This is a genomic window from Arthrobacter sp. TmtSoilC51 (assembly GCF_055388015.1).
The window spans coordinates 3,062,097-3,082,975 of sequence record NZ_AP035877.1; the positions used below are offsets into that span (position 1 = coordinate 3,062,097).

Annotated in this window: 18 protein-coding genes; 1 reads left to right on the top strand and 17 read right to left on the bottom strand. The window is 62.5% G+C overall.

The window, feature by feature from the left end:
• Positions 1-7: 7 nt before the first annotated feature.
• The 7 genes from pyrF to pyrR are packed head-to-tail and all read right to left on the bottom strand — an operon-like array spanning position 8 to position 8,909.
• Complete coding sequence (gene pyrF / locus ACZ5G6_RS13935) at positions 8-892, bottom strand: orotidine-5'-phosphate decarboxylase (RefSeq protein WP_223933001.1); 885 nt, start codon at positions 890-892, stop codon at positions 8-10.
• Complete coding sequence (gene carB, locus ACZ5G6_RS13940; RefSeq protein WP_223933002.1) at positions 885-4,193, bottom strand: carbamoyl-phosphate synthase large subunit; 3,309 nt, start codon at positions 4,191-4,193, stop codon at positions 885-887. The genes pyrF and carB overlap by 8 nt, the downstream gene beginning before the upstream one ends.
• Positions 4,193-5,443: a glutamine-hydrolyzing carbamoyl-phosphate synthase small subunit gene (gene carA / locus ACZ5G6_RS13945; protein ID WP_223933003.1), complete on the bottom strand. Its 1,251-nt coding sequence runs from the start codon at positions 5,441-5,443 to the stop codon at positions 4,193-4,195. The genes carB and carA overlap by 1 nt, the downstream gene beginning before the upstream one ends.
• Positions 5,424-5,945, bottom strand: a complete 522-nt coding sequence (locus ACZ5G6_RS13950; protein ID WP_223933004.1) for a PH-like domain-containing protein — start codon at positions 5,943-5,945, stop codon at positions 5,424-5,426. Before ACZ5G6_RS13950 ends, carA begins: the two co-directional genes overlap by 20 nt.
• Positions 5,945-7,300: a dihydroorotase gene (locus tag ACZ5G6_RS13955; protein ID WP_223933005.1), complete on the bottom strand. Its 1,356-nt coding sequence runs from the start codon at positions 7,298-7,300 to the stop codon at positions 5,945-5,947. The genes ACZ5G6_RS13950 and ACZ5G6_RS13955 overlap by 1 nt, the downstream gene beginning before the upstream one ends.
• Complete coding sequence (locus ACZ5G6_RS13960) at positions 7,300-8,328, bottom strand: aspartate carbamoyltransferase catalytic subunit (RefSeq protein WP_498686034.1); 1,029 nt, start codon at positions 8,326-8,328, stop codon at positions 7,300-7,302. Before ACZ5G6_RS13960 ends, ACZ5G6_RS13955 begins: the two co-directional genes overlap by 1 nt.
• On the bottom strand, positions 8,325-8,909 hold the full coding sequence (gene pyrR / locus ACZ5G6_RS13965) for a bifunctional pyr operon transcriptional regulator/uracil phosphoribosyltransferase PyrR (RefSeq protein WP_223933007.1): 585 nt from the start codon (positions 8,907-8,909) through the stop codon (positions 8,325-8,327). The genes ACZ5G6_RS13960 and pyrR overlap by 4 nt, the downstream gene beginning before the upstream one ends.
• A 156-nt stretch (positions 8,910-9,065) precedes the next feature.
• Between pyrR and ACZ5G6_RS13970 the strand changes: the two genes are divergently transcribed.
• Positions 9,066-10,319, top strand: a complete 1,254-nt coding sequence (locus ACZ5G6_RS13970; protein ID WP_498686037.1) for a PrsW family intramembrane metalloprotease — start codon at positions 9,066-9,068, stop codon at positions 10,317-10,319.
• 77 nt (positions 10,320-10,396) lie between these two features.
• Here ACZ5G6_RS13970 and nusB read toward each other — a convergent pair whose 3' ends face one another.
• The 10 genes from nusB to alaS all read right to left on the bottom strand — a co-directional run bounded on the left by nusB (position 10,397) and on the right by alaS (position 20,796).
• Positions 10,397-10,807, bottom strand: coding sequence for a transcription antitermination factor NusB (gene nusB / locus ACZ5G6_RS13975; RefSeq protein ID WP_223933009.1), 411 nt, complete (start codon positions 10,805-10,807; stop codon positions 10,397-10,399).
• The gene (efp, locus tag ACZ5G6_RS13980; protein ID WP_011774957.1) at positions 10,807-11,370 is read right to left on the bottom strand and encodes an elongation factor P; all 564 of its coding nucleotides are present in this window, start codon (positions 11,368-11,370) and stop codon (positions 10,807-10,809) included. The genes nusB and efp overlap by 1 nt, the downstream gene beginning before the upstream one ends.
• 168 nt (positions 11,371-11,538) lie before the next feature.
• Complete coding sequence (locus tag ACZ5G6_RS13985; RefSeq protein ID WP_223933010.1) at positions 11,539-12,060, bottom strand: tetratricopeptide repeat protein; 522 nt, start codon at positions 12,058-12,060, stop codon at positions 11,539-11,541.
• Positions 12,057-13,148, bottom strand: coding sequence for a 3-dehydroquinate synthase (aroB, locus tag ACZ5G6_RS13990; RefSeq protein ID WP_498686039.1), 1,092 nt, complete (start codon positions 13,146-13,148; stop codon positions 12,057-12,059). The genes ACZ5G6_RS13985 and aroB overlap by 4 nt, the downstream gene beginning before the upstream one ends.
• Positions 13,145-13,654 (bottom strand): shikimate kinase, encoded by a 510-nt coding sequence (locus ACZ5G6_RS13995; protein WP_263422396.1) that lies wholly within the window; start codon positions 13,652-13,654, stop codon positions 13,145-13,147. The genes aroB and ACZ5G6_RS13995 overlap by 4 nt, the downstream gene beginning before the upstream one ends.
• Positions 13,655-13,710: 56 nt before the next feature.
• Positions 13,711-14,910, bottom strand: a complete 1,200-nt coding sequence (aroC, locus tag ACZ5G6_RS14000; protein WP_498686041.1) for a chorismate synthase — start codon at positions 14,908-14,910, stop codon at positions 13,711-13,713.
• A 26-nt stretch (positions 14,911-14,936) separates the two neighbouring features.
• Entirely contained in the window at positions 14,937-15,791 is an 855-nt protein-coding gene (locus tag ACZ5G6_RS14005) for a shikimate dehydrogenase family protein (RefSeq protein ID WP_498686042.1), read from the bottom strand.
• Positions 15,788-17,527 carry an endolytic transglycosylase MltG gene (gene mltG, locus ACZ5G6_RS14010; protein WP_498686044.1) on the bottom strand — a complete coding sequence of 580 codons (1,740 nt, stop codon included), beginning with the start codon at positions 17,525-17,527 and terminating at the stop codon, positions 15,788-15,790. The genes ACZ5G6_RS14005 and mltG overlap by 4 nt, the downstream gene beginning before the upstream one ends.
• Positions 17,524-18,114, bottom strand: a complete 591-nt coding sequence (ruvX, locus tag ACZ5G6_RS14015) for a Holliday junction resolvase RuvX (protein ID WP_223933015.1) — start codon at positions 18,112-18,114, stop codon at positions 17,524-17,526. Before ruvX ends, mltG begins: the two co-directional genes overlap by 4 nt.
• 3 nt (positions 18,115-18,117) lie before the next feature.
• A complete protein-coding gene (gene alaS, locus ACZ5G6_RS14020; RefSeq protein ID WP_223933016.1) occupies positions 18,118-20,796 on the bottom strand; it encodes an alanine--tRNA ligase in 2,679 nt (892 codons plus the stop codon).
• Positions 20,797-20,879: the final 83 nt, after the last annotated feature.

Genomic DNA, 20,879 nt, shown 5'->3' on the forward strand with positions numbered 1-20,879 from the left:
GCCGGCATCATTCCGCCCGCAGGCCGTCCAGCGTTTCCTGGGTAGCTGCCCGCAGCGCTGCCGTCGTAGGACCGGCGGCCAGGATGCCACGGCTTGAGGTGGCAAGCACCGTGGGATAAGCGGCCCCGAAAGTGGCCCGGAGGTCAGCAGGAGTGGCACCCTGAGCACCCAGGCCCGGGGCCAGGATCGCTCCGCGGACCGGGCCGAGATCAATATCCAGATCCTCAAGCGCAGAACCAATGGTGGCGCCGACAACAAGTCCTACTGAACCCAGGACTCCCCCGTACCGCTGGTTCTCGGCTGCAGCCGCATCGACGATCCCCCGGGCGACGGAATTGCTTCCGCCGACGTGCTGGACAGATTTTCCTTCAGGATTGGAGGTCAACGCCAGAACGAACACTCCCCTGCCATTCTGCGCAGCGAGATCCAGGGCCGGACGCAAGGACTCAAAGCCCAAGTATGGACTCAGGGTCACTGAGTCCGCTGCCAGGGCCGAACCGTCGCGTAACCACGCATCTGCGTACGCGGCCATGGTGGAACCAATATCACCCCTCTTGGCGTCAGCGATGCTGAGCACATCCGCATCAGCAGCTGCGGCCAACGTTCGCTCCAGGACAGCCATGCCCGCAGAGCCGTGACGTTCGTACAGTGCCACTTGCGGCTTCACTGCGGCAGCGAGGGAAGCCACGGCCTCCACCACGCTGAGCGAAAAACGTTCCAGCCCGGCGACGTCGTCGTTCAGTCCCCAGCTAGCCAGCAGCTGCGGGTGGGGATCGATTCCGACGCAAAGCGGACCACGGGCGGCCATCGCGGCGGCCAGCCGGGAGCCAAAGGACTCCCGGACCGGCTGCTGTGCGTCCTGGGCCTTGTTCGCCTCAAGAGAGTCAGGCATTGACGGCGGCCTGTGATGCGCTCAGGTTGGCTGCGTGCTCCTGCAAGCTGGTGACCGACCATTCGTAGGTGCGCAGTGCCTCGATTGCCTGCACGGCTGCGTTGAATTCAGCCACCGTGGTGATGCAGGGAATGCCGATGGATGTAGCGGCTGCGCGCAGTTCGTAACCGTCGCTGCGGGCTTCCCCGCCGGACGGGGTGTTGAACACCATGTCGATCTCGCCGGCAATGACGAGGTCTGCGATGGTCCCTTCACCTTCAGCACTGCTGCCCTCGGCTACCTTGCGGACCGGAGTGGCCTGGATGCCGTTGCGGCGAAGCACGTCTGCCGTGCCACCCGTGGAGACAATCTCGAAACCGAGGTCCGAGAGGCGCTTGACACCCATGATCACCGAGCGCTTGTCCCGGTTGGCCACGGAGACGAAGATCTTGCCTTCGGTGGGAAGTGCGTTGTTGGCGGCTGCCTGGCTCTTGGCGAAGGCGGTGTCGAAGTGCTTGTCGATACCCATCACTTCACCAGTGGAACGCATTTCCGGGCCGAGCAGGGAATCGACAACCTTGCCCTCGGGGGTCCGGAAGCGGCTGAACGGCAGTACGGCTTCCTTGACGGCGACCGGGGCATCCAGGGGCAGGGTGGATCCGTCACCGGTTTCCGGCAGCATCTTGTAAGCGCTGCGGAGCTGGTTGATGGTGACACCAGTACCGATCAGCGCCGCGGCCTTCGCCATCTGCACGCCGGTCGCTTTGGAAACGAACGGCACCGTGCGGGAGGCACGCGGGTTGGCTTCCAGGACGTAGAGAACGTCAGAGGCCAGCGCGAACTGGATGTTGATGAGGCCGCGCACGCCAACGCCTTCGGCAATGGCGCGTGTGGCTGTGCGCACGCGCTCGATCACGTTGTTGCCGAGCGTGATCGGAGGGAGGACGCAAGCAGAGTCTCCGGAGTGGATGCCGGCCTCTTCAATGTGCTCCATGATGCCACCGAGGTACATGTCGGTGCCGTCGAAGAGGGCGTCGACGTCAATTTCGACGGCGTCTTCGAGGAACCGGTCGATCAGCACCGGGTGGTCCGGGGTGATTTCCGTGGCGTTGGCGATGTATCGGGACAGGTTGGCTTCGTCGTAGACAATCTCCATGCCGCGGCCGCCCAGGACGTAGGACGGACGGACCAGGACCGGGTACCCGATTTCGTCGGCGATCTTCTTGGCATCCTCAAAGGACACAGCCGTGCCGTTCTTCGGAGAGGTCAGGCCGGCCTCGTCCAGGACGCGGGCGAACGCGCCACGGTGCTCTGCGAGGTCAATTGCTTCAGGCGAGGTGCCCAGGATCGGCACGCCAGCGTCGGCAAGCTGCTGTGCGAGCTTAAGCGGGGTCTGACCGCCCAGCTGGACGAAGACACCCATGACTCCACCAGTACGTTCCTCGGCCGCGATGACCTCAAGGACGTCCTCAAGTGTCAGCGGTTCGAAGTACAGGCGGGTGGAGACATCGTAGTCCGTGGAGACGGTCTCGGGGTTGCAGTTGACCATGACGGTCTCATACCCCGCCTTGCGAAGGGCCATGGAAGCGTGAACGCAGGAGTAATCGAACTCGATGCCTTGACCGATGCGGTTGGGCCCGGAACCCAGGATGATCACGGACGGCTTGGCGTGCAGGCCGACTTCGTCTTCCTCGTCATAGCTCGAGTAGTGGTACGGCGTGTATGCGGCGAACTCAGCAGCGCAGGTGTCCACCGTCTTGTAGACCGGACGGATGCCCAGCGCCTGGCGGACGCCGCGGACAACTGCCTCGTTGTTGTGGGTCAGGGCACCGATCTGCTCGTCCGAGAAACCATGGCGCTTGGCGTTGCGCAGCATGTCCTCGGTCAGCACTCCAGCCTTACGGATTTCCTGAGCGGTTTCGTTCAGCAGCTGGAGCTGGTCCAGGAACCAGGGATCGATCTTGGTTGCAGCGTAGAGGTCTTCGACGCTGGCGCCCCCCAGAAGGGCGCGCTGTACCTGGTGCAGCCGGTCCGTAGTGGGGCGCTTGGCCTTCTCGATCAGTTCTGCCACTTCGTACTCCGGCACGGAGCTGAAGTCCAGCTGGGAACCCTTCTGCTCCAGTGAGCGGAGGGCCTTCTGCAGGGCCTCGGTGAAGTTGCGTCCCATGGCCATGGCTTCGCCAACGGACTTCATGGTGGTGGTCAGCGTGTTGTCCGCGGCCGGGAACTTCTCGAACGCGAAGCGCGGAACCTTGACCACGACGTAGTCCAGGGTCGGCTCGAACGACGCCGGCGTTTTCTGCGTGATGTCGTTCGGGATCTCGTCCAGGGTGTAGCCGAGGGACAGCTTGGTGGCGATCTTGGCAATGGCGAAACCGGTTGCCTTGGATGCAAGGGCGGAGGACCGGGAAACACGCGGGTTCATTTCGATCACGACAACGCGCCCCGTGTCCGGGTGGATGGCGAACTGGATGTTACATCCACCGGTGTCCACGCCCACTTCACGGATGACGGCGATGGAGACATCGCGCAGCTTCTGGTACTCGCGGTCCGTAAGGGTCAAGGCCGGGGCAACAGTGATGGAGTCGCCGGTGTGGACGCCTACGGGATCGAAGTTCTCGATGGAGCAAACAACAACGACGTTGTCGTTCTTGTCGCGCATCATCTCGAGCTCGTATTCCTTCCACCCGAGGATGCTCTCTTCGAGCAGGACCTCTGTGGTGGGGCTGTACTGCAGGCCCTGGCCAACGATCCTGCGGAGATCGTCCTCGTTGTACGCCAGGCCCGAGCCAAGTCCACCCATGGTGAAGGACGGGCGAACGACCATCGGGTAGCCGAGGTCTTCGGCCGCAGCGAAGGCCTCGTCCATGGTGTGGATGATGTGGCTGCGAGCCGACTCGGCTCCACAGCGCTCCACGACGCCCTTGAACTTCTCACGGTCTTCGCCGAGTTCAATGGCAGCGATGTTCGCACCGATGAGCTCGACGTTGTACTTCTCCAGAACACCGTTCTTGTCCAGCGCAATGGCCGTGTTCAACGCGGTCTGGCCACCGAGTGTGGGCAGCAAGGCGTCCGGACGTTCCTTGGCGATGATCTTCTCAACAACCTCGGGCGTGATGGGCTCGACGTAGGTGGCATCGGCAAACTCGGGGTCCGTCATGATCGTGGCCGGGTTGGAGTTCACGAGGATGACCCGCAGGCCCTCCTCCTTGAGGACGCGAAGGGCCTGGGTACCGGAGTAGTCGAACTCGGCCGCCTGGCCGATGACGATCGGGCCGGAACCGATGACAAGGACGCTCTTGAGATCTGTACGTTTGGGCATTACTTCTTGTCCTCAGTCTTGGAGTCGGTGGAGTTGGCGGCGCCGGCTGTGGCCGATTTCGTTTCTGCCATGAGGTCGATAAAGCGGTCGAAGAGGTACGCGGCATCGTGCGGGCCGGCAGCGGCTTCAGGGTGGTACTGGACCGAGAACGCCGGGATGTCCAGGCACGCCAGGCCTTCCACGACGTCGTCGTTCAACGAGACGTGGCTGACTTCCACGCGGCCGTAGCGCTCCTCAGGGGCCACCGTGGCGCCGTTCAGCGGTGCGTCGACGGCGAAGCCGTGGTTTTGCGAGGTGATTTCAACCTTGCCCGTGCGGCGGTCCATGACGGGCTGGTTGATGCCGCGGTGACCGTAGCGGAGCTTGTAGGTTCCAAAGCCAAGCGCACGGCCCAGGATCTGGTTGCCGAAGCAGATCCCGAAGTAGGGCAGTTTCTCGTCCAGCACCGAGCGCAGCAGTGAGACCTGGTGGTCTGCGGTAGCGGGATCGCCAGGTCCGTTGGACATGAAGAAGCCGTCCGGATTGACCGCGTTGACGTCCTCCAGCGTGGACGTAGCCGGCAGGACATGCACACGCACGCCGCGCTCGGCGAAGCGTACCGGAGTCATTGCTTTGATGCCGAGGTCCACGGCGGCAATGGAGAACCGGGGTTCTCCTTCCCAGCCGTGGTCCTTGGGCTCCACGACGTAAGCCTCGTCGATGGAGACCTCTTCAGCCAGCGCTGCGCCTTCCATTGGGGCGCTTGCAAGGACCGCGTCCAGGAGCTCCTTCTCCGATGCCTGCGCAGCCTCGCCCGAGAAGATGCCTGCGCGCATGGTCTTGTGTTCGCGGAGGTGGCGGGTGATGGCACGGGTGTCAACGCCCTGGATGCCAACGATTCCCTGCTCTACCAATTCGGCGTCCAAGGAACGTTCCGAGCGCCAGTTGGAAGGGCGGCGCGCGGCGTCGCGAACGACGTAGCCAGCGACCCAGATGCGGCGGGACTCAGCGTCTTCGCTGTTGACGCCCGTGTTGCCGATATGGGGTGCGGTCTGCACCACAAGCTGGCGGGCGTAAGAAGGATCGGTGATGGTCTCCTGATAGCCGGTCATTCCGGTGGCGAAGACGGCCTCACCGAGGGCCGTTCCCTGGGCGCCGTAGCTACGGCCGCGGAACACGCGGCCGTCTTCGAGCACCAGTACTGCTGCTGAGGGGGCGGGTGTGGTGGCTGCTTTACTGTCCGTCACTTTATTACTTTCCACTATCGGCATCTGCCTGAGGGGCTGCGGAGATCAATTCTTGGATGGCTTCGAGGAGGAGCTCTTTGTCGGCTGCATGCCTGGTCCGGAATCCGGTATCCAGTTCCCTGCCGCCCAGCTTCCAGCTGATGACCAGGAGTCCGTCTTTCTCGACGAACTTCCCGGCCATTCCGGCGGCTTGGCGGCTGTCAGCCACTGCGGAGCGCGGGATGAACACCGGGCCGGCGCCTGAACGGTCGAACAGGATGCCTTCGGCGTGGACACTCAGTTCCGCGTTTGTCCGGATCCCAAGGCCCTGCACTGCAATCCGGTCCAGCCAGTCCCCTGCCGTGGTGGTGGCAACGTACTGGCCCTCGGCTACGATCGTGGCCGGCGTCAGTTGCTGCGGCACCTCCGGGAGGCGTTCGACGTCGGCTTGACGCCTCAGGCGGCTCCGCCACCCCAGCCAGATCATCATCAAGACAACGATGATCAACGGCACCGTGATGAGCACGGTGAGAGTCTGGTTGTTCATCAGCTACCGCTGACTGCCCCGGCGGAATCCGGGGTGGGGTAGTTTTCGACGTACCTGTACGGCGTATTGAGCTTGCCGTTGAGAACCGTGGGGTGGCCCTTGAAGAAGGTTGCCACCACGGAACCGGGCAGCTCTTTGCCCTTGAACGGTGAATTGCGGCCCATGGTAGCCATTTTATGGGGGTCCACCGTCCAGCGTGCAGCCGGGTCCACCAGGATGACGTTGGCCGGCTCGCCTTCTTCCAACGGCCTGCCCTGGTCAGCCACGCGGCCAATGACCGCGGGGGTGAACGACGTGACCCTCGCGAAATCGGCCCAGGTCATGAGGCCGGTTTCGATCATGGTCTCCTGGACAACGGACAATGCCGTTTCCAGGCCGGTCATGCCCATTGCCGCCTGCGCCCACTCGCATTCCTTGTGTTCGCTGGGGTGGGGGGCGTGGTCCGTGCCGACGACGTCAATGGTGCCGTCTGCCAAGCCCTCGCGGAGCGCCTGAACGTCAGCGTCCGTGCGCAGCGGCGGGTTCACCTTGAAAACGGGATCGTAGCTGCGGACCAGCTCGTCCGTGAGGAGCAGGTGGTGCGGGGTGACCTCGGCAGTCACGTTGATGCCTCGGGCCTTGGCCCAGCGCACGATTTCCACGGATCCTGCAGTGGAGACGTGGCAGACGTGCAGGCGTGAACCGACGTGCTGGGTCAGCAGGACGTCGCGGGCAATGATGCTCTCTTCGGCGACCGCAGGCCAGCCCGTGAGTCCGAGCACTGCCGAAACGGCGCCTTCGTTCATCTGTGCCCCGGCCGTAAGGCGCGGTTCCTGCGCGTGCTGGGCCACCACGCCGTCGAACGCTTTCACATACTCCAGCGCGCGGCGCATTAGAACGGGATCGTGCACGCAGATGCCGTCGTCGGAGAACATACGCACCTGGGCACGGGAGTCCGCCATGGCACCCAGCTCTGCGAGCTGCTCGCCGGCGAGGCCAACCGTTACGGCCCCAACGGGGCGCACGTCCACCCAGCCGGACGCGCGGCCCAGGCTGTGGACCTGCTCGACCACGCCTGCCGTGTCTGCCACGGGGTTGCTGTTGGCCATGGCGTGGACAGCCGTGAAGCCGCCCAACGCTGCGGCGCGGGTGCCGGTCTCGACCGTTTCGGCGTCTTCGCGGCCGGGCTCGCGCAAGTGCGTGTGGACGTCCACCATGCCGGGCAGTGCAATGAGGCCCTTGCCGTCGATGACCGTGGCGTCCTCGTCGGAGAGGTCCTTGCCGCGGGCGGCAATGATGCCGTCGCGGATCAACAGGTCTTCAGCTTCGCCGCCGAGAATGGCGGCCCCACGGATCAGGTAGGTGTTCTCGGCCATCAGTTGCTCTCCTTGGTGGGCTGGCTTACAGCATGGGTGGTCACTGCCGTTGTGGCGGTTGCTTCGCGGGAATCCCCGGAGAGCAACAGGTAAAGGGCTGCCATGCGCACTGAAACACCGTTCCGCACCTGTGCAAGCACAGTTGAGCGCGGCGAGTCGGCGGCGGCGGAGGATATTTCCAGGCCGCGGTTCATGGGGCCAGGGTGCATGATGATGGTGTCCTTCATGCCCAGGTCATCCAGTGCCCGAAGCCGGGCGTCATCGAAACCCCAACGCCGTGAATACTCACGTGTGGAGGGGAAGAACGAGGCGTGCATGCGCTCACCCTGGACGCGCAGCATCATCATCGCGTCGACGCCTGCTTCCAGAGTTTCGTCCAGGTTGTAGCTGACCTTGCAGGGCCAGTGCTCGACGCCGATCGGCAACAGCGTAGGTGGCGCAACCAACGTCACCTCGGCGCCCAGGGTACGCAACAACCAAACGTTGGAGCGGGCAACACGGGAGTGCAGCACATCCCCCACAATCGCCACGCGCATGCCTTTGAGGTCAGCCCCAGTGGATCTATTTCCATTGAGCTGCGACCAGTGGCGGCGCATGGTAAACGCGTCCAACAGGGCCTGCGTAGGGTGTTCGTGCGTGCCGTCGCCGGCGTTGATCACTGCGGCGTCGATCCAGTCCGTGGCAGCCAGCCGATGCGGAGCACCGGAAGCCCAGTGACGGATCACAACCGCATCAGCTCCCATGGCGGCCAGTGTCTGGGCAGTGTCTTTCAGGGACTCGCCCTTGGACACCGAAGATCCTTTGGCGGCGAAGTTGATGACATCGGCTGAAAGCCGCTTGGCTGCGGCCTCAAAAGAGATCCGGGTACGCGTGGAGTCCTCGAAGAAGAGGTTGACTACCGTGCGGCCACGAAGTGCCGGGAGCTTCTTGACCTCGCGGTCACCGACTGCGGACATTTCCTCGGCAGTGTCCAGGACGCGGATGGCATCGAAGGCGCTGAGGTTCTCAGTGGAGAGGAGGTGCTTCACTTGCCGGCCTCGATAACTACTTCGTTGACTGGGACGCCGTTTACGGAGTCGATTTCCTCGAGGTGGACGCGGACCTTTTCTGCGGAGGAGGTGGGCAGGTTCTTGCCTACATGGTCCGCACGGATGGGAAGCTCGCGGTGGCCCCTGTCTACCAGGACTGCCAGGCGGACAATCCGGGGACGGCCAAGGTCCACCAAGGCATCAAGCGCTGCCCTGATGGTGCGGCCGGAATACAGGACGTCATCGATGAGGACAACAACCTTGTTGTCGATGCCGCTCAACGGCAGACGCGTGTGGTGCGGAGGACGCGTTGGCTGGTGCGAGAGATCATCACGGAACATGGTGACATCGAGTTGGCCAACAATCGTTTCTGCGTTGACCGTTGGGTCGGCTGCAGCGATCTTGTTGGCGAGCCGCACGGCCAATGGATAGCCGCGGCTGGGAATGCCCAATAGAACCAAGTCCTGGGAGCCTTTGTTGGCTTCGAGGATCTCATGGGCGATACGAGTCAGCGCACGGTCGATGTCCGCTTGGTTGAGAACAACCCGCGACGGAACCTGCGCTGAAGTGACTTCAGTCATTCGCTCGTCTCCCCTTTCCCCGCCTCACGGGACGGAATTAAAAAAGGAATATTTGCCCTTCAAAACTACCACAGCGGGGCCCTGCCGCCTCACCGGACAGCGGACGGGGCGGTGAGTTAAAGCTCACAGCCCAAGCTGTGGAATAGGCTCTAGGCCATGAGCACCAACCACCCTGGGAATCCGGGCGGGCACCAACCCTACCCGCGGCCATACTTGGAACCGGCCGCTAATCCGACGTGGATCGGACGCGTGCAGCCCGGAAACTACCAACCGGCCCCTGACAACCCGGGAACCCTTCCGCCGCAGACCTGGGCTGCTCCTGAAGTAACCCGGGCGCGCCGGTCGCCGGGTACGCTCCCCCTGCTCCTGGTAGGCAGCGTTTTGGTCTTCGGAAGCCTTCTCCTGGTGGTTCCGTTCCTCCTGGGCAATACCGGTGTCACAGGCTTCGTGATCGGGTTCATCGCATCTCTGGTACCGCTGTCTGTGGTGCTGCTTACAGTACGGCTCATTGACCGTTGGGAGCCGGAGCCCAACAGGCTTCTCTGGTTCGCTTTCACATGGGGAGCTGCGGTCTCGATCGCTGGAACACTGTTGATCCAGCCGCTCTTCGCCCTGGCAGCTCCGACCACCAGCGAGGAAGCGTTCACGTATTTCATGGCCACGGTCCAAGCTCCGATCGTGGAGGAATTCACCAAATCGCTTGGCCTGTTGGTACTCATCCTTGCCGCACGGAAGTACTTCGATGGTCCCGTGGATGGCGTGGTCTTCGCTTTTACGATCGCCGCCGGATTCGCCTTCACTGAGAACATCCTCTACTTCGGCCGTGAGATCGCGTCTTCATCGGAGCCTGGCACGGACCTGGTCCGGATTTTTATCCTGCGTGGCGTCATGTCACCCTTCGCGCACGCCATTTTCACGGGAACAACCGGGCTGATCATGGGATTTGCCGCCCGGAAGTGGCATTCAGGCTATGCCGTGCTGGCGTTCATCATTGGCCTCCTGCCGGCCATGTTCCTGCATAACCGGTGGAACAGCATGGGCCAGGACTTCCTGCTGGACTACTTCGTGGTGCAGGTGCCGATCTTTCTGATCGCGGCTCTCGGCATCATTTTCCTCCGGATTGCCGAAGGGAAACTCACGCGCCAGCGGCTCCTCGAATATGCCAGGGCCGGATGGTTCACGCCTGCCGAAGTTGAAATGCTGGCAACCTCACCAGGAAGGCGGCAGGCAATGCGGTGGGCAGCCTCGCGTGGTCGCGCAGCCCAGATGCGGGCATTCATCAAGGGTGCCACGGCTTTGGCGTTCACGCGCCAACGCGTCCTCAGCGGGCGCGATGTGCCCGTCCACCAGCGGGACGAACTTGACCATCTTCGCGAGATCCCTGCGCTCCGGGCGGCAGTGCTGAACTGAGACGCAAACAGAAGAGGACCCGCCCCACAGTTTCCTGTGGACGCGGGTCCTCTTGCTGAACAAAGCTCCAGCGACGCCTAGGCGAGCAGTGACGGCTTGAGCTTCTGGAGCCGGCCGAGCAAACCATTGATGAAGGCCGGAGATTCGTCCGTCGACATCGTCTTGGCGAGAGCCACAGCTTCGCTGACTGCCACTCCGTCAGGGACTTCGTCGTTGTACAGAAGTTCCCAAGCACCAATGCGGAGGATGATGCGGTCTACCGACGGCATCCGCTCCAGCGTCCAACCTTGGGCATAGGTCTGCAGGAACTCATCGATGGTTGGCTGCATGGAGACAACACCCTCAACGATTTCCACCGTGTAGGGGTTAATGACGAGATCCGTCTTTTCCCGACGCGCTTTTAGCGCATCAAAGGCCGATACGGAGCGCTGCTCCGCCTCGAAAAGTACCTCGAGCGCCCTGCTACGGGCTTTACCGCGTGCGCTCACTAGTCGTTGACCCGGCCCAGGTAGCTGCCATCGCGGGTGTCTACCTTGACCTTGGTGCCCTGCTCGACGAACAGCGGAACCTGGATTTCGTATCCGGTTTCCACGGTTGCCGGCTTGGTGCCTGCCGAGGAGCGGTCGCCCTGGAGGCCCGGCTCGGTGTAGGTGATTTCGAGGACAACGCTCGGGGGAAGCTCGATGTACAACGGGGTGCCTTCGTGGATGGCGATGTTCACCATCTGGTTCTCAAGCATGAAGTTCGTGGCATCGCCAACCGTGGCACCGGAAACGGTAATTTGGTCATAGTCCTGGGTGTCCATGAAGACAAAGTCTTCGCCATCCTGGTACAGGTACTGGTAGTCACGGCGGTCAACCGTAGCGGTCTCGATCTTCAGGCCGGCGTTGAAGGTCTTGTCAACCACCTTGCCGGACATAACGTTGCGCATCTTGGTGCGAACGAAAGCGCCACCCTTGCCCGGCTTAACGTGCTGGAACTCAATGATGTTCCAGAGCTGGCCCTCGAGCTTCAGTACGGTCCCGTTCTTGATGTCGTTTGTGGTTGCCACTCGTATCCTCTGGTTTCTCTCACTGGTTCTAGCTAAGGTTTCTAGCTTCCAGCCGTGTATGCCAAGCCGGCATGCCAAACGGCCCACCAGCGCGTATTTATCAAAAATCCAAGAACCATTCTACCGGCAAATGGGGAGTGGCTTGCCTACGCCTGGTTCCAGCCTGGATCAGGAGGCGAGTTCCAGCACGTCCCGGGCCCGCTGGAGTGCCACCGCGGAGGAGTAAATCAGGGCGGCATCGGCAGCCTTGGCGACCCTCAGGTCCAGGGCCTTGGCGAACTCTTCCGATGCTGCCAGCGCATTTCCACTCACGAAATAGGCACGGCCCAAATATTGGTGGACGATCGCTTCCCTGGAGGTGCCTTGGACTTCCTGCAGCAACTGGCGGAACAGTTGGATGGCACGGTCCAGGCGATTCGTGGCCCGGTGGACTTCGGCTTCAAAAATCCGCAACCTGAAAGATTCAGGATCCTTGTAGCGGGCCTCGGCGAGCAATTCCGCCGCTTCCTTGGGCTGGTTTTCCAGCAGCAGCGCCATGATGCGGTCGGCAGGGTCTTCCGAAGCCGCCAAGGCCGATTCCAGTGCGTCTTCGTTGACGACGACGGGCAGCAAGGTATCCGGGTTCATGCGCACGCCCGGGAACCCTGCGGTTGGCCAATCGCTGACGCCTTCTCTGAGGACGGTCATCATGACGCAATCTCCTGGTAGGCGGCAAACAGCAGGGAGGTGTCAGGGACATCCAGAATGCCGGGCTTGGCTACGCCGTCCAGGACAACGAACCGGAGGAGGTCGCCGCGGGACTTCTTGTCCCGGCGCATGCCGTCCAGGAGGCCCTGCCAACGGTCCTTGCGGTACGTGGTGGGCAGGCCCAGGCTCTCTAGGATGGTGCGGTGCCGGTCAGCATCGGCATCGGAGAGTCGTCCAACGCTCCGCGACAGTTCAGCGGCGAACATCATGCCAACCGAAACGGCCGCACCGTGGCGCCAGGAGTACCGTTCCACGAGCTCGATGGCATGGCCCAGGGTGTGTCCATAGTTCAGGATTTCGCGCAGGCCGGATTCCTTGAGGTCCTGGGAGACGACGTTGGCTTTGACCGCGATGGCACGCTCGATGAGCTCCCGAACTACGGCAGATTCCGGGTCCATCACAGCATCAGTGTTCTTTTCAACAAGGTCAAGGATGGCGGGATCGGCGATGAAGCCGCATTTAATGACCTCTGCCATGCCGGAAATCAACTCGTTCTTGGGCAAAGTCTTCAGGGTATCGAGGTCCGCCAGTACAGCCGCAGGTGGATGGAAGGATCCCACCAGGTTCTTTCCTTCGGCAGTGTTGATGCCTGTCTTGCCGCCAACGGAGGCATCCACCATACCCAGCAGGCTGGTGGGCATGTGGATGACCTTGACTCCGCGCAGCCATGTAGCCGCAACAAATCCGGCAAGGTCGGTCACCGCACCGCCGCCCACGGCCACAATGGCGTCCGAGCGCGTGAAATCGTTCTGTCCCAGTACCTGCCAGCAGAAAGCGGCAACCTGAATGTGCTTGCCTTCTTCGGCATCCGGAATTTCGGCCGTCAGGGCGGTGAAGCCGGCAGCTTCGAGCTCATCGCGGACGGTGTCGCCGGTTAGGCGAAGGGCACGCGGGTGAATGACGAGCACTCGCCGAACCCGCTCGCCAAGTTTGCCAGGAAGGGAGTCCAGGAGGCCACGGCCCACCACGACGTCGTAGTTCTCAGCGCTTGACTGGCCGGTCACCTTGATGACAGTTGCTTCGTTGCTCACTTTTCAACTTCCTCTTTCAAGGCTGCATGCTGGCGCAGCCGCTCCTCCAACTGGAGGCCGATTTCAGCCACGGATCCCGAACGGACGTCCAGGACGATGTCTGCAAGGCGTTCATACACTGGACGCCTGGTGGCAAACAGGGCTTCCCAACGGGACATTGCGTCGCCCTGCAGCAAGGGCCGTCCGGTGTTTCGCGCAATCCGGTCGGCAACGGTCGAGGCATCGCATTCCAGGTAAACCACGGTGCACTCCCCCAGCAATTGCTGGGTTCCTGAGTCCAGGACAGCTCCGCCCCCGAGCGAAATCACGGTTTGCTGTTGCTTGGCGGCTTCGATGGCCTTCGCCACTGCCCTGGCCTCAATTTCACGGAAGGCGTGTTCTCCCCGACCAGCGAAAATGTCCGCGATGCTGCCATGCGCCGCAACCACCACGGCGTCCGTATCCACGAAGGGAACGCCGAGCTGCTGTGCGAGCTGTTGGCCGATCGCAGACTTGCCAACCGCCATGGGGCCCACGAGGACAACGGGACGGCCGGGGCAGCCGTCCTGGATTGCGTGGCCCACTACCGGCCGACCGAGTCCAGGGTTGCCGGGATGTTGTCCAGGTAGCTCTGCAGGTTACGCGTGGTCTCAGCCACAGAGTCACCGCCGAACTTCTCGGCCATGGCTTCCGCCAGGACCAGGGCCACCATGGCCTCGGCTACAACGCCTGCCGCAGGAACTGCGCAGACGTCGGAACGTTGGTGGTGGGCCTTTGCCGGCTCTCCGGTGGTGACATCAATGGTGCGCAGGGCACGCGGAACGGTGGCGATGGGCTTCATGGCTGCCCGGACGCGCAGGACCTCGCCGATGCTCATGCCACCCTCAATGCCGCCGGCGCGGTTGGTCTGACGGATGATTTTGCCGTTCTCGTCCTTGAGGATTTCGTCATGGGCCGCCGAACCGCGGCGGGCGGCAGTGAGGAATCCGTCACCGACCTCCACGCCCTTGATGGCCTGAATACCCATCAACGCTGCGGCCAGGCGTGAATCGAGGCGACGGTCCCAGTGGACATAGCTGCCCAATCCCGGGGGAAGTCCGTAAGCAAGGACCTCAACCACTCCGCCCAGGGTTTCGCCTTCCTTATGGGCGGCATCCACCTCGGCGACCATGGCGTCCGAGGTCTCGCGGTCGAAGCAGCGCAGGGGATCTGCGTCAAGGGCGATGACGTCCTTGGGCAGGGGCAACGCCCTTCCTTCAGGCACAGTAACGCTGGCGATGGAAACGGTGTGGCTGACCAACTCGACGCCCAATTGCTTAAGGAACCGGGCAGCAACGGTACCGAGAGCAACACGCGTTGCGGTTTCGCGAGCACTGGCGCGCTCAAGGACCGGGCGGGCTTCGTCGAAGCCGTACTTCTGCATTCCGGTGAAATCGGCGTGCCCAGGACGCGGACGCGTCAGCGGGGCGTTACGGGCCTGGTCGGCAAGGACTTCAGGGTCCACTGGATCAGCAGACATAATCTGCTCCCACTTTGGCCATTCCGTGTTGCCCACCTGGATGGCAACCGGACCACCTTGGGTGATTCCGTGACGTACCCCGCCAAGGATCGTGACCTCATCCTGTTCAAACTTCATGCGGGCGCCACGTCCATAGCCCAGACGGCGGCGCGCCAAGGCATCGCGGATTTGCCCGCTGGTGAGTTCAACACCGGCGGGCACGCCTTCAACAATTCCGATCAGAGCCGGACCATGGGATTCACCGGCAGTCAACCAACGCAACATATAACCAATCCTGCCATGTAAGGCCTCTAGAACACTCGCCGGGGAAGCCCAACTGAGTCGCACATCACATCTATGACGGAGGCGTCAACGTCACAGCCACTAAACCTTCGGATCTGCTCCGCCGCTTGGTACATCAGCATCTCCAGCCCGGGAACCACCGCTCCCCCGTGCCCGTGCCAGACCTCGGCGAGGCGGCTCGGCCAGGGATCGTAGGCTACGTCCAGCAAGACACCCGCACCTGTACCTGGCAGGGCTGCGAGTTCCCCGGCAAGGACATCGGCTGCCCGCGGCGGAAAGGTGGAGATGACAAGGTCGGATCCGGCCACGGCAGTAGCTGCCTCAGTCAGCGGGCGGAGCTTCAGGGATATACCGACGGCGGCCGCAGCGGCTTGGGCGTCGGCAGCGCGGGTGGCATCCCGGACGAAAACGTCCACATGCTCGGCTCCGAGCTCGTGTACGGCAGCAATGGCAGCTGCGGAGGTTCCTCCGCCGCCGAGAACAGCAGCATGCGGGGCCGAAGCGATTCCCGCGTAGAGTACTGCTTCCACGATCCCCGCTACATCGGTGTTGTAACCGACGCGGCGGACCGAACCGCCGTCGTACTCAAAGACCACAGTGTTGATAACGCCTAACTGGGCGCCAGCGCCACGGACGTCGTCAACTTCCCTGACCATGGCCGATTTCAAGGGCATGGTTACCGACAGCCCGCACCATGATTCGTCCCCGCGGAGCGAGTCCATGAACGCCGGAAGCCTGTCGACCGTGAGGTCGATTGCCGAGTATTCGATGTCCACACCGAGCTTGGCATAGGCGGCAGTGTGCATCGCCGGGGACTTCGAATGTGAGATCGGGTGCCCGAGGACAGCGGCGCGACGACTCACACGCACCGTCCGGCGTGCGCCTGGCACCATGCGTTGTATTGCTCAACGTAGGTGCTGTGTTCGGCCAGCGTCTTGGAGAACTTGGTCTCCTTGGTGTCCAGGTTAATGGTCACCCAATACAGGTAATCGTTCTGCGTCGGCTTTGCCGCCGCGTCGATCGCCGTCTTGCCCGGAGAACCGATCGGACCGGCAGGCAGTCCCGGGTTGGCGTACGTGTTATAGGTGTTGGACTTATCGGCCTTCTCTTCGTCCGTGAGGTGGAAGGACTTCTTGCCCAGGCCATAGGTGACCGTGGCATCGGACTGGATGAGGCCGTTGGTCTCGGTGTTGTTCGGTTTGAGCCTGTTATAGATCGCACCGGCCACGTTCCCATAGTCCGCCTGGCCGCCCTCAGCCTGGACGATGCTCGCGATTGTCACGGTGTCGTACTGCTTGGCGGGATCGGTAATTCCCTGCGCCTTCAGCTCATCCAGCGTGCTGGAAACAAGCTTCTGGATGATGTCCTTACCGGAGGTCCCGAGGGGGAATCGGTACTCTCCGGGAGCAAGGAAACCTTCAAGGTTCTTCGCCTTCGCAGGGACGCCGAATTGTGCAGGCGCCTGGTTGAAACCGTTGAGCTGGGCCATGGGAATACCGGAGCCCTTGGAGATTGCCTCCAACGACTCATTGATCCGAAGGCCCGCACTCAGGGCAAAGTAGATCACCTTGGAGGCGTCCTTGTTGACGAGGACCGCAACGGCGTCGGAGTTTTTCATTTCGGTACGGAAGGTGAATTCACCCGGCGAGAGTTCCCCGCCGTCGGCCACGAATTCCTTGACGAAGGCATCGGCATCTGCCACGACGTGGTTTTCCACGAGGGCGGTTGCCACGGCCTTGGGGCCGGCACCTTCGGGCACCGTGATGCTCACTGAGCCTGTCCCGGGGCCGGGATAATCGGTGACTTTGTCCATGCCAAGGAGGGGCTTGAGGAATTGCGCGCCGATCGCGATCGCTGCGACGAAGACTCCCAGCGTGATCAGCAAAGCAAGGACACGACGACGTCGGCGCGCCTTCTTGGCCGCGGCCTTGGACGCCGCCGGGACTTCTACTGGTGCGATGAGGGCGTGGTGGTGGTCGTCATGAAGCTCGTGGTGGACTTCATGACCTTCATGCACGTCATGGTCTTCGTAGTCGTAGTGTGCGTCGTCATGCACCGCAAATGCATGATCATCCACGTGGACCGCGGCGTCATGGAGGCCGTAGTCGTGGGATTCGTTGACATGACCGGCGTAGGCGTGCGCAACCGCTGGGACCGGGAGCGCGTCCTCATGGTGCTCTACTTCCGGAAGCACAGGATCCGCATGTTCGGCAGGAGCAGACGCCGCAACCGTCGGCAACGCCTCCGGAACCGGCGGGACCGGAGCAGCAGCATCCGCCCGCACGGGTTCAGGGGCAGGGGATTCAGGGGCTGGGGTTTCAGGAGCAGGGACTTCAGCCGCAGGGGGTCTTGGAGCAGGGGTTTCAGGAGCAGGGACTTCTGGAGCGGCAGCTGGCTTGGGAACAGCGGGAATCGGGCGGGGCAGTTCCGGCTCAATATCAGCAGAAGGCGCCGCTTCCCCCGGCGTCGCTTCCGGAACGGGTACGACGTTCTGGTTCTGGGTGGCGAGGAATCTTTCCCGCGCCCGCAGTTCCTTGCGGGTCAGCGGCATGCCGCCGCCGGCGGTTCCGCTGGAGGGGTCGTAGTTGACCGGGCTCACAGTTGCAGTCCCCTCGTAGAAGAATCTGGTTCACTGCCTGAGGAAGCCCGCAGCGTTGGGGCACTGCTGGGTGATTCGGACCGCGCCGGTGCGTTTACGCGGCGGCCAACGTCCGTTCCTCTGGCTTTTTGCATGTCGATCGCGTGCTGAAGTATTCCAGCAGCGGCAACCTGATCAACCACTTTACGGTGGTTCCTGCTGCTCATGCCAGCTTCGTGCAGGTTGCGGTGCGCCGTAACAGTGGAAAGACGCTCGTCCACGAGGTTCACTGGGACGTCCAAACCTGCGCGGGAAAGCTCGCCCACCAGCAGTTCAGCGTACTCCGTAGCCATCTGAGCAGAGCTGCGTTCCTCACCCTTCATGGTCCTTGGAAGGCCCACGAAAATCTGCACCGCCCGCATTTCCATGGCCTGTTTAACCACCACGCGAACATCGGAGTTCTTCTTGGCGTCCCGGACCACTGTCTTGAAAGGCGTGGCGAGGATTTCATCGGGGTCGCAGATGGCAAGCCCAACCCTGACGGTGCCGACGTCTACCCCCAGCTTGATGCCTTGGGGGTAGACGCCGCTGCTCGTTCTGGAATTCACCGGTTAACGCTTGGCTATCGCATCCACCACCGCTGCGAGGGCCTCAGAGACCTTCCCAGCGTCGGTGCCCCCGCCCTGGGCGACATCGTCCTTGCCACCACCGCCACCACCGAGGATGCCTGCGGCAAGGCGGACCAACGCTCCGGCCTTCACCCCTGCTTCACGGGCAGCCTCATTAGTGGCAATCAGAATGACAGGCCGATCATTGCTGACACCTGCAACGGCCACCGTAGCGGCTTCGGAGCCAAGACGGTTGCGGAGGTCGAGGGCGAGGTTCCGGAGATCGTCTGCTCCACCCACCTGGCCGGCGTCGTGGGCTACAACCCGCACACCGGCAGCGTCCTTGGCGGTACCCACCAAGTTGGCTGCTGCTGCAGCCAGCTGCTCCTTGCGGAGGCGGTCGAGTTCCTTCTCTGTCGCCTTGAGCTTGTTCAACGTGCTGGAGATGCGGTCGGCCAGTTGACCGGAAGGAACCTTCAGCAGTTCGGTGAGCTCGGTGACCAGGGCGCGTTCGGCGGCAAGGTGGCGGAAGGCATCCAAGCCCACGAAGGCTTCAACGCGGCGGTTTCCCGAGCCGACGGACTGCTCACCCAACAGGGAAAGGCTGCCGATAAGAGAGGTATTGGAAACGTGCGTGCCACCACAAAGTTCGCGGGACCACGCGCCGTCGATCTCTACGACGCGTACTTCGCTGCCGTAGTTCTCGCCGAACAGGGCCATTGCGCCCAGCGCCTTGGCCTCGGCCAATCCCATGACCTTGGTGTCTACCCGGTAGTTGTTCCGGATGGCGATGTTGGAAACCTCTTCAATTTCCGATCGCGTGGCAGGGCTCAAGCCCTCACCCCAGGCGAAGTCGAAGCGGAGGTAGCCGGCTTTGTTGTAGGAACCACGCTGGGTAGCTTCCGGGCCAAGGATCTGGTGCAGCGCGGCATGCACAATGTGCGTACCAGTGTGCGCCTGCTCAGCTGCGTGGCGCCGTTCACGGTCGACGGCGGCGCGCACCAACGCATCGGTAGCGATCTCGCCTTCCCGGACGATCGCCTTATGAACGCTCAGTCCCTTGATGGGGCGCTGGACGTCCAAAACCTCGACGACGAATCCGTCACCAGTGATCAGGCCGGTATCGGCCGACTGGCCACCAGCTTCTGCGTAGAACGGCGTCTCGTTCAGGACCACTTCGATTTCGTCGCCTGTAGAGGCGTGTGCCACCCGCTGGCCGCCGCTGACGATGCCGCGGACCTTGGACTCGCCCTCAAGCTCGTCATAACCGGTGAACGTGGTCTCGCCCTGGCCCAGCATCTCCTGGTAGGCGGTTAGATCGGCGTGGCCGCCCTTCTTGCCCTTGGCGTCTGCCTGTGCCCGCTGACGCTGTTCAAGCATGAGCGAGCGGAAGCCGGCTTCGTCCACTTTGAGGCCGGCTTCTTCAGCCATTTCCAAGGTGAGGTCAATGGGGAAGCCGTAGGTGTCGTGCAACGCGAAGGCGTCGGCGCCGGACAAGGGAACACCGGCAGCCTTCGATTCGGCTACTGCGTCCTCCAGGCGTGCTGTACCGGAAGCAATAGTGCGCAGGAACGCCTTTTCCTCGGCGTAGGCGATACGGCTGATGCGGGCGAAGTCCGTCTCTACTACCGGGTAGACACCCTTCATTGCGTCACGGGATGCAGGAAGAAGGTCCGGCAGGCAGGCCTTCTCAACGCCGAGCAGGCGCATCGCACGGACGGCCCGGCGGATCAGCCGGCGCAGGACATAGCCACGGCCTTCATTCGAAGGCGCTACGCCGTCAGCAATGAGCATCAGGGCCGAGCGGATGTGGTCAGCAACAACGCGCATGCGGACGTCGTCAGTGTGGTGGGGGTCATCTGCGGACTCGGCAGAGGTGTATTCACGGCCGGACAGCTCGGCCGCCTTGTCAATGACAGGACGGACCTGGTCTGTCTCATACATGTTCTCAACGCCCTGGAGGATCATCGCAAGACGTTCCATGCCCAGGCCAGTGTCAATGTTCTTGTTTGGCAGTTCGCCCACGATGTCGAAGTCCACCTTGGAACGCACGTTCTCGATCTGGTACTGCATGAACACAAGGTTCCAGATTTCGATGTAGCGCGTTTCGTCGGCGATGGGGCCGCCTTCAATGCCGTACTGGGGACCGCGGTCGTAATAGATCTCCGAGCAGGGGCCTGCGGGGCCCGGCTGGCCCGTGTGCCAGTAATTGTCCGATTTGCCCATGCGCTGGATGCGTTCTGCTGGAATACCTGTGTTCTTGAGCCACAGTTCCTTGGCTTCGTCGTCTTCCTCGTAGACCGTCACCCACAGGCGTTCGGCAGGAAGCCCGTAGCCGCCGTCGTCAACGCTCTTGGTGAGCAGTTCGAAAGCGAACTTGATGGCATCTTCCTTGAAGTAGTCTCCGAAGGAGAAGTTGCCGCACATCTGGAAGAACGTGCCGTGCCGTGCCGTCTTGCCGACTTCCTCGATGTCGCCGGTGCGGATGCACTTCTGGACGCTCGTGGCGCGTGTGTAGGGAGGCTCTTCGCGGGCCGTCAAGTAAGGAATGAACGGCACCATGCCGGCCACAGTGAAGAGAAGTGACGGGTCGCTGGAAACGAGCGACGCGGAGGGAACGGCGGTGTGGCCCTTGCTGACAAAAAAGTCCACCCAGCGTTTGGTGATCTCCTGCGACTTCATTAGCTGATTACTTACCCTTCTCAATTCACTGCACACGTTGTGCGCGGCACCGGCTGTTGCCGTTCCGCAGCTTTCCATTCTGC

Coding starts and splice junctions, on each gene's coding strand:
- pyrF (WP_223933001.1), bottom strand. CDS start 892: ATGCCTGACTCTCTTGAGGCGAACAAGGCCCAGGACGCACAGCAGCCG.
- carB (WP_223933002.1), bottom strand. CDS start 4,193: ATGCCCAAACGTACAGATCTCAAGAGCGTCCTTGTCATCGGTTCCGGC.
- carA (WP_223933003.1), bottom strand. CDS start 5,443: ATGCCGATAGTGGAAAGTAATAAAGTGACGGACAGTAAAGCAGCCACC.
- ACZ5G6_RS13950 (WP_223933004.1), bottom strand. CDS start 5,945: ATGAACAACCAGACTCTCACCGTGCTCATCACGGTGCCGTTGATCATC.
- ACZ5G6_RS13955 (WP_223933005.1), bottom strand. CDS start 7,300: ATGGCCGAGAACACCTACCTGATCCGTGGGGCCGCCATTCTCGGCGGC.
- pyrR (WP_223933007.1), bottom strand. CDS start 8,909: ATGACTGAAGTCACTTCAGCGCAGGTTCCGTCGCGGGTTGTTCTCAAC.
- ACZ5G6_RS13970 (WP_498686037.1), top strand. CDS start 9,066: ATGAGCACCAACCACCCTGGGAATCCGGGCGGGCACCAACCCTACCCG.
- ACZ5G6_RS13985 (WP_223933010.1), bottom strand. CDS start 12,060: ATGATGACCGTCCTCAGAGAAGGCGTCAGCGATTGGCCAACCGCAGGG.
- ACZ5G6_RS13995 (WP_263422396.1), bottom strand. CDS start 13,654: ATGGCGGTTGGCAAGTCTGCGATCGGCCAACAGCTCGCACAGCAGCTC.
- aroC (WP_498686041.1), bottom strand. CDS start 14,910: ATGTTGCGTTGGTTGACTGCCGGTGAATCCCATGGTCCGGCTCTGATC.
- alaS (WP_223933016.1), bottom strand. CDS start 20,796: ATGAAGTCGCAGGAGATCACCAAACGCTGGGTGGACTTTTTTGTCAGC.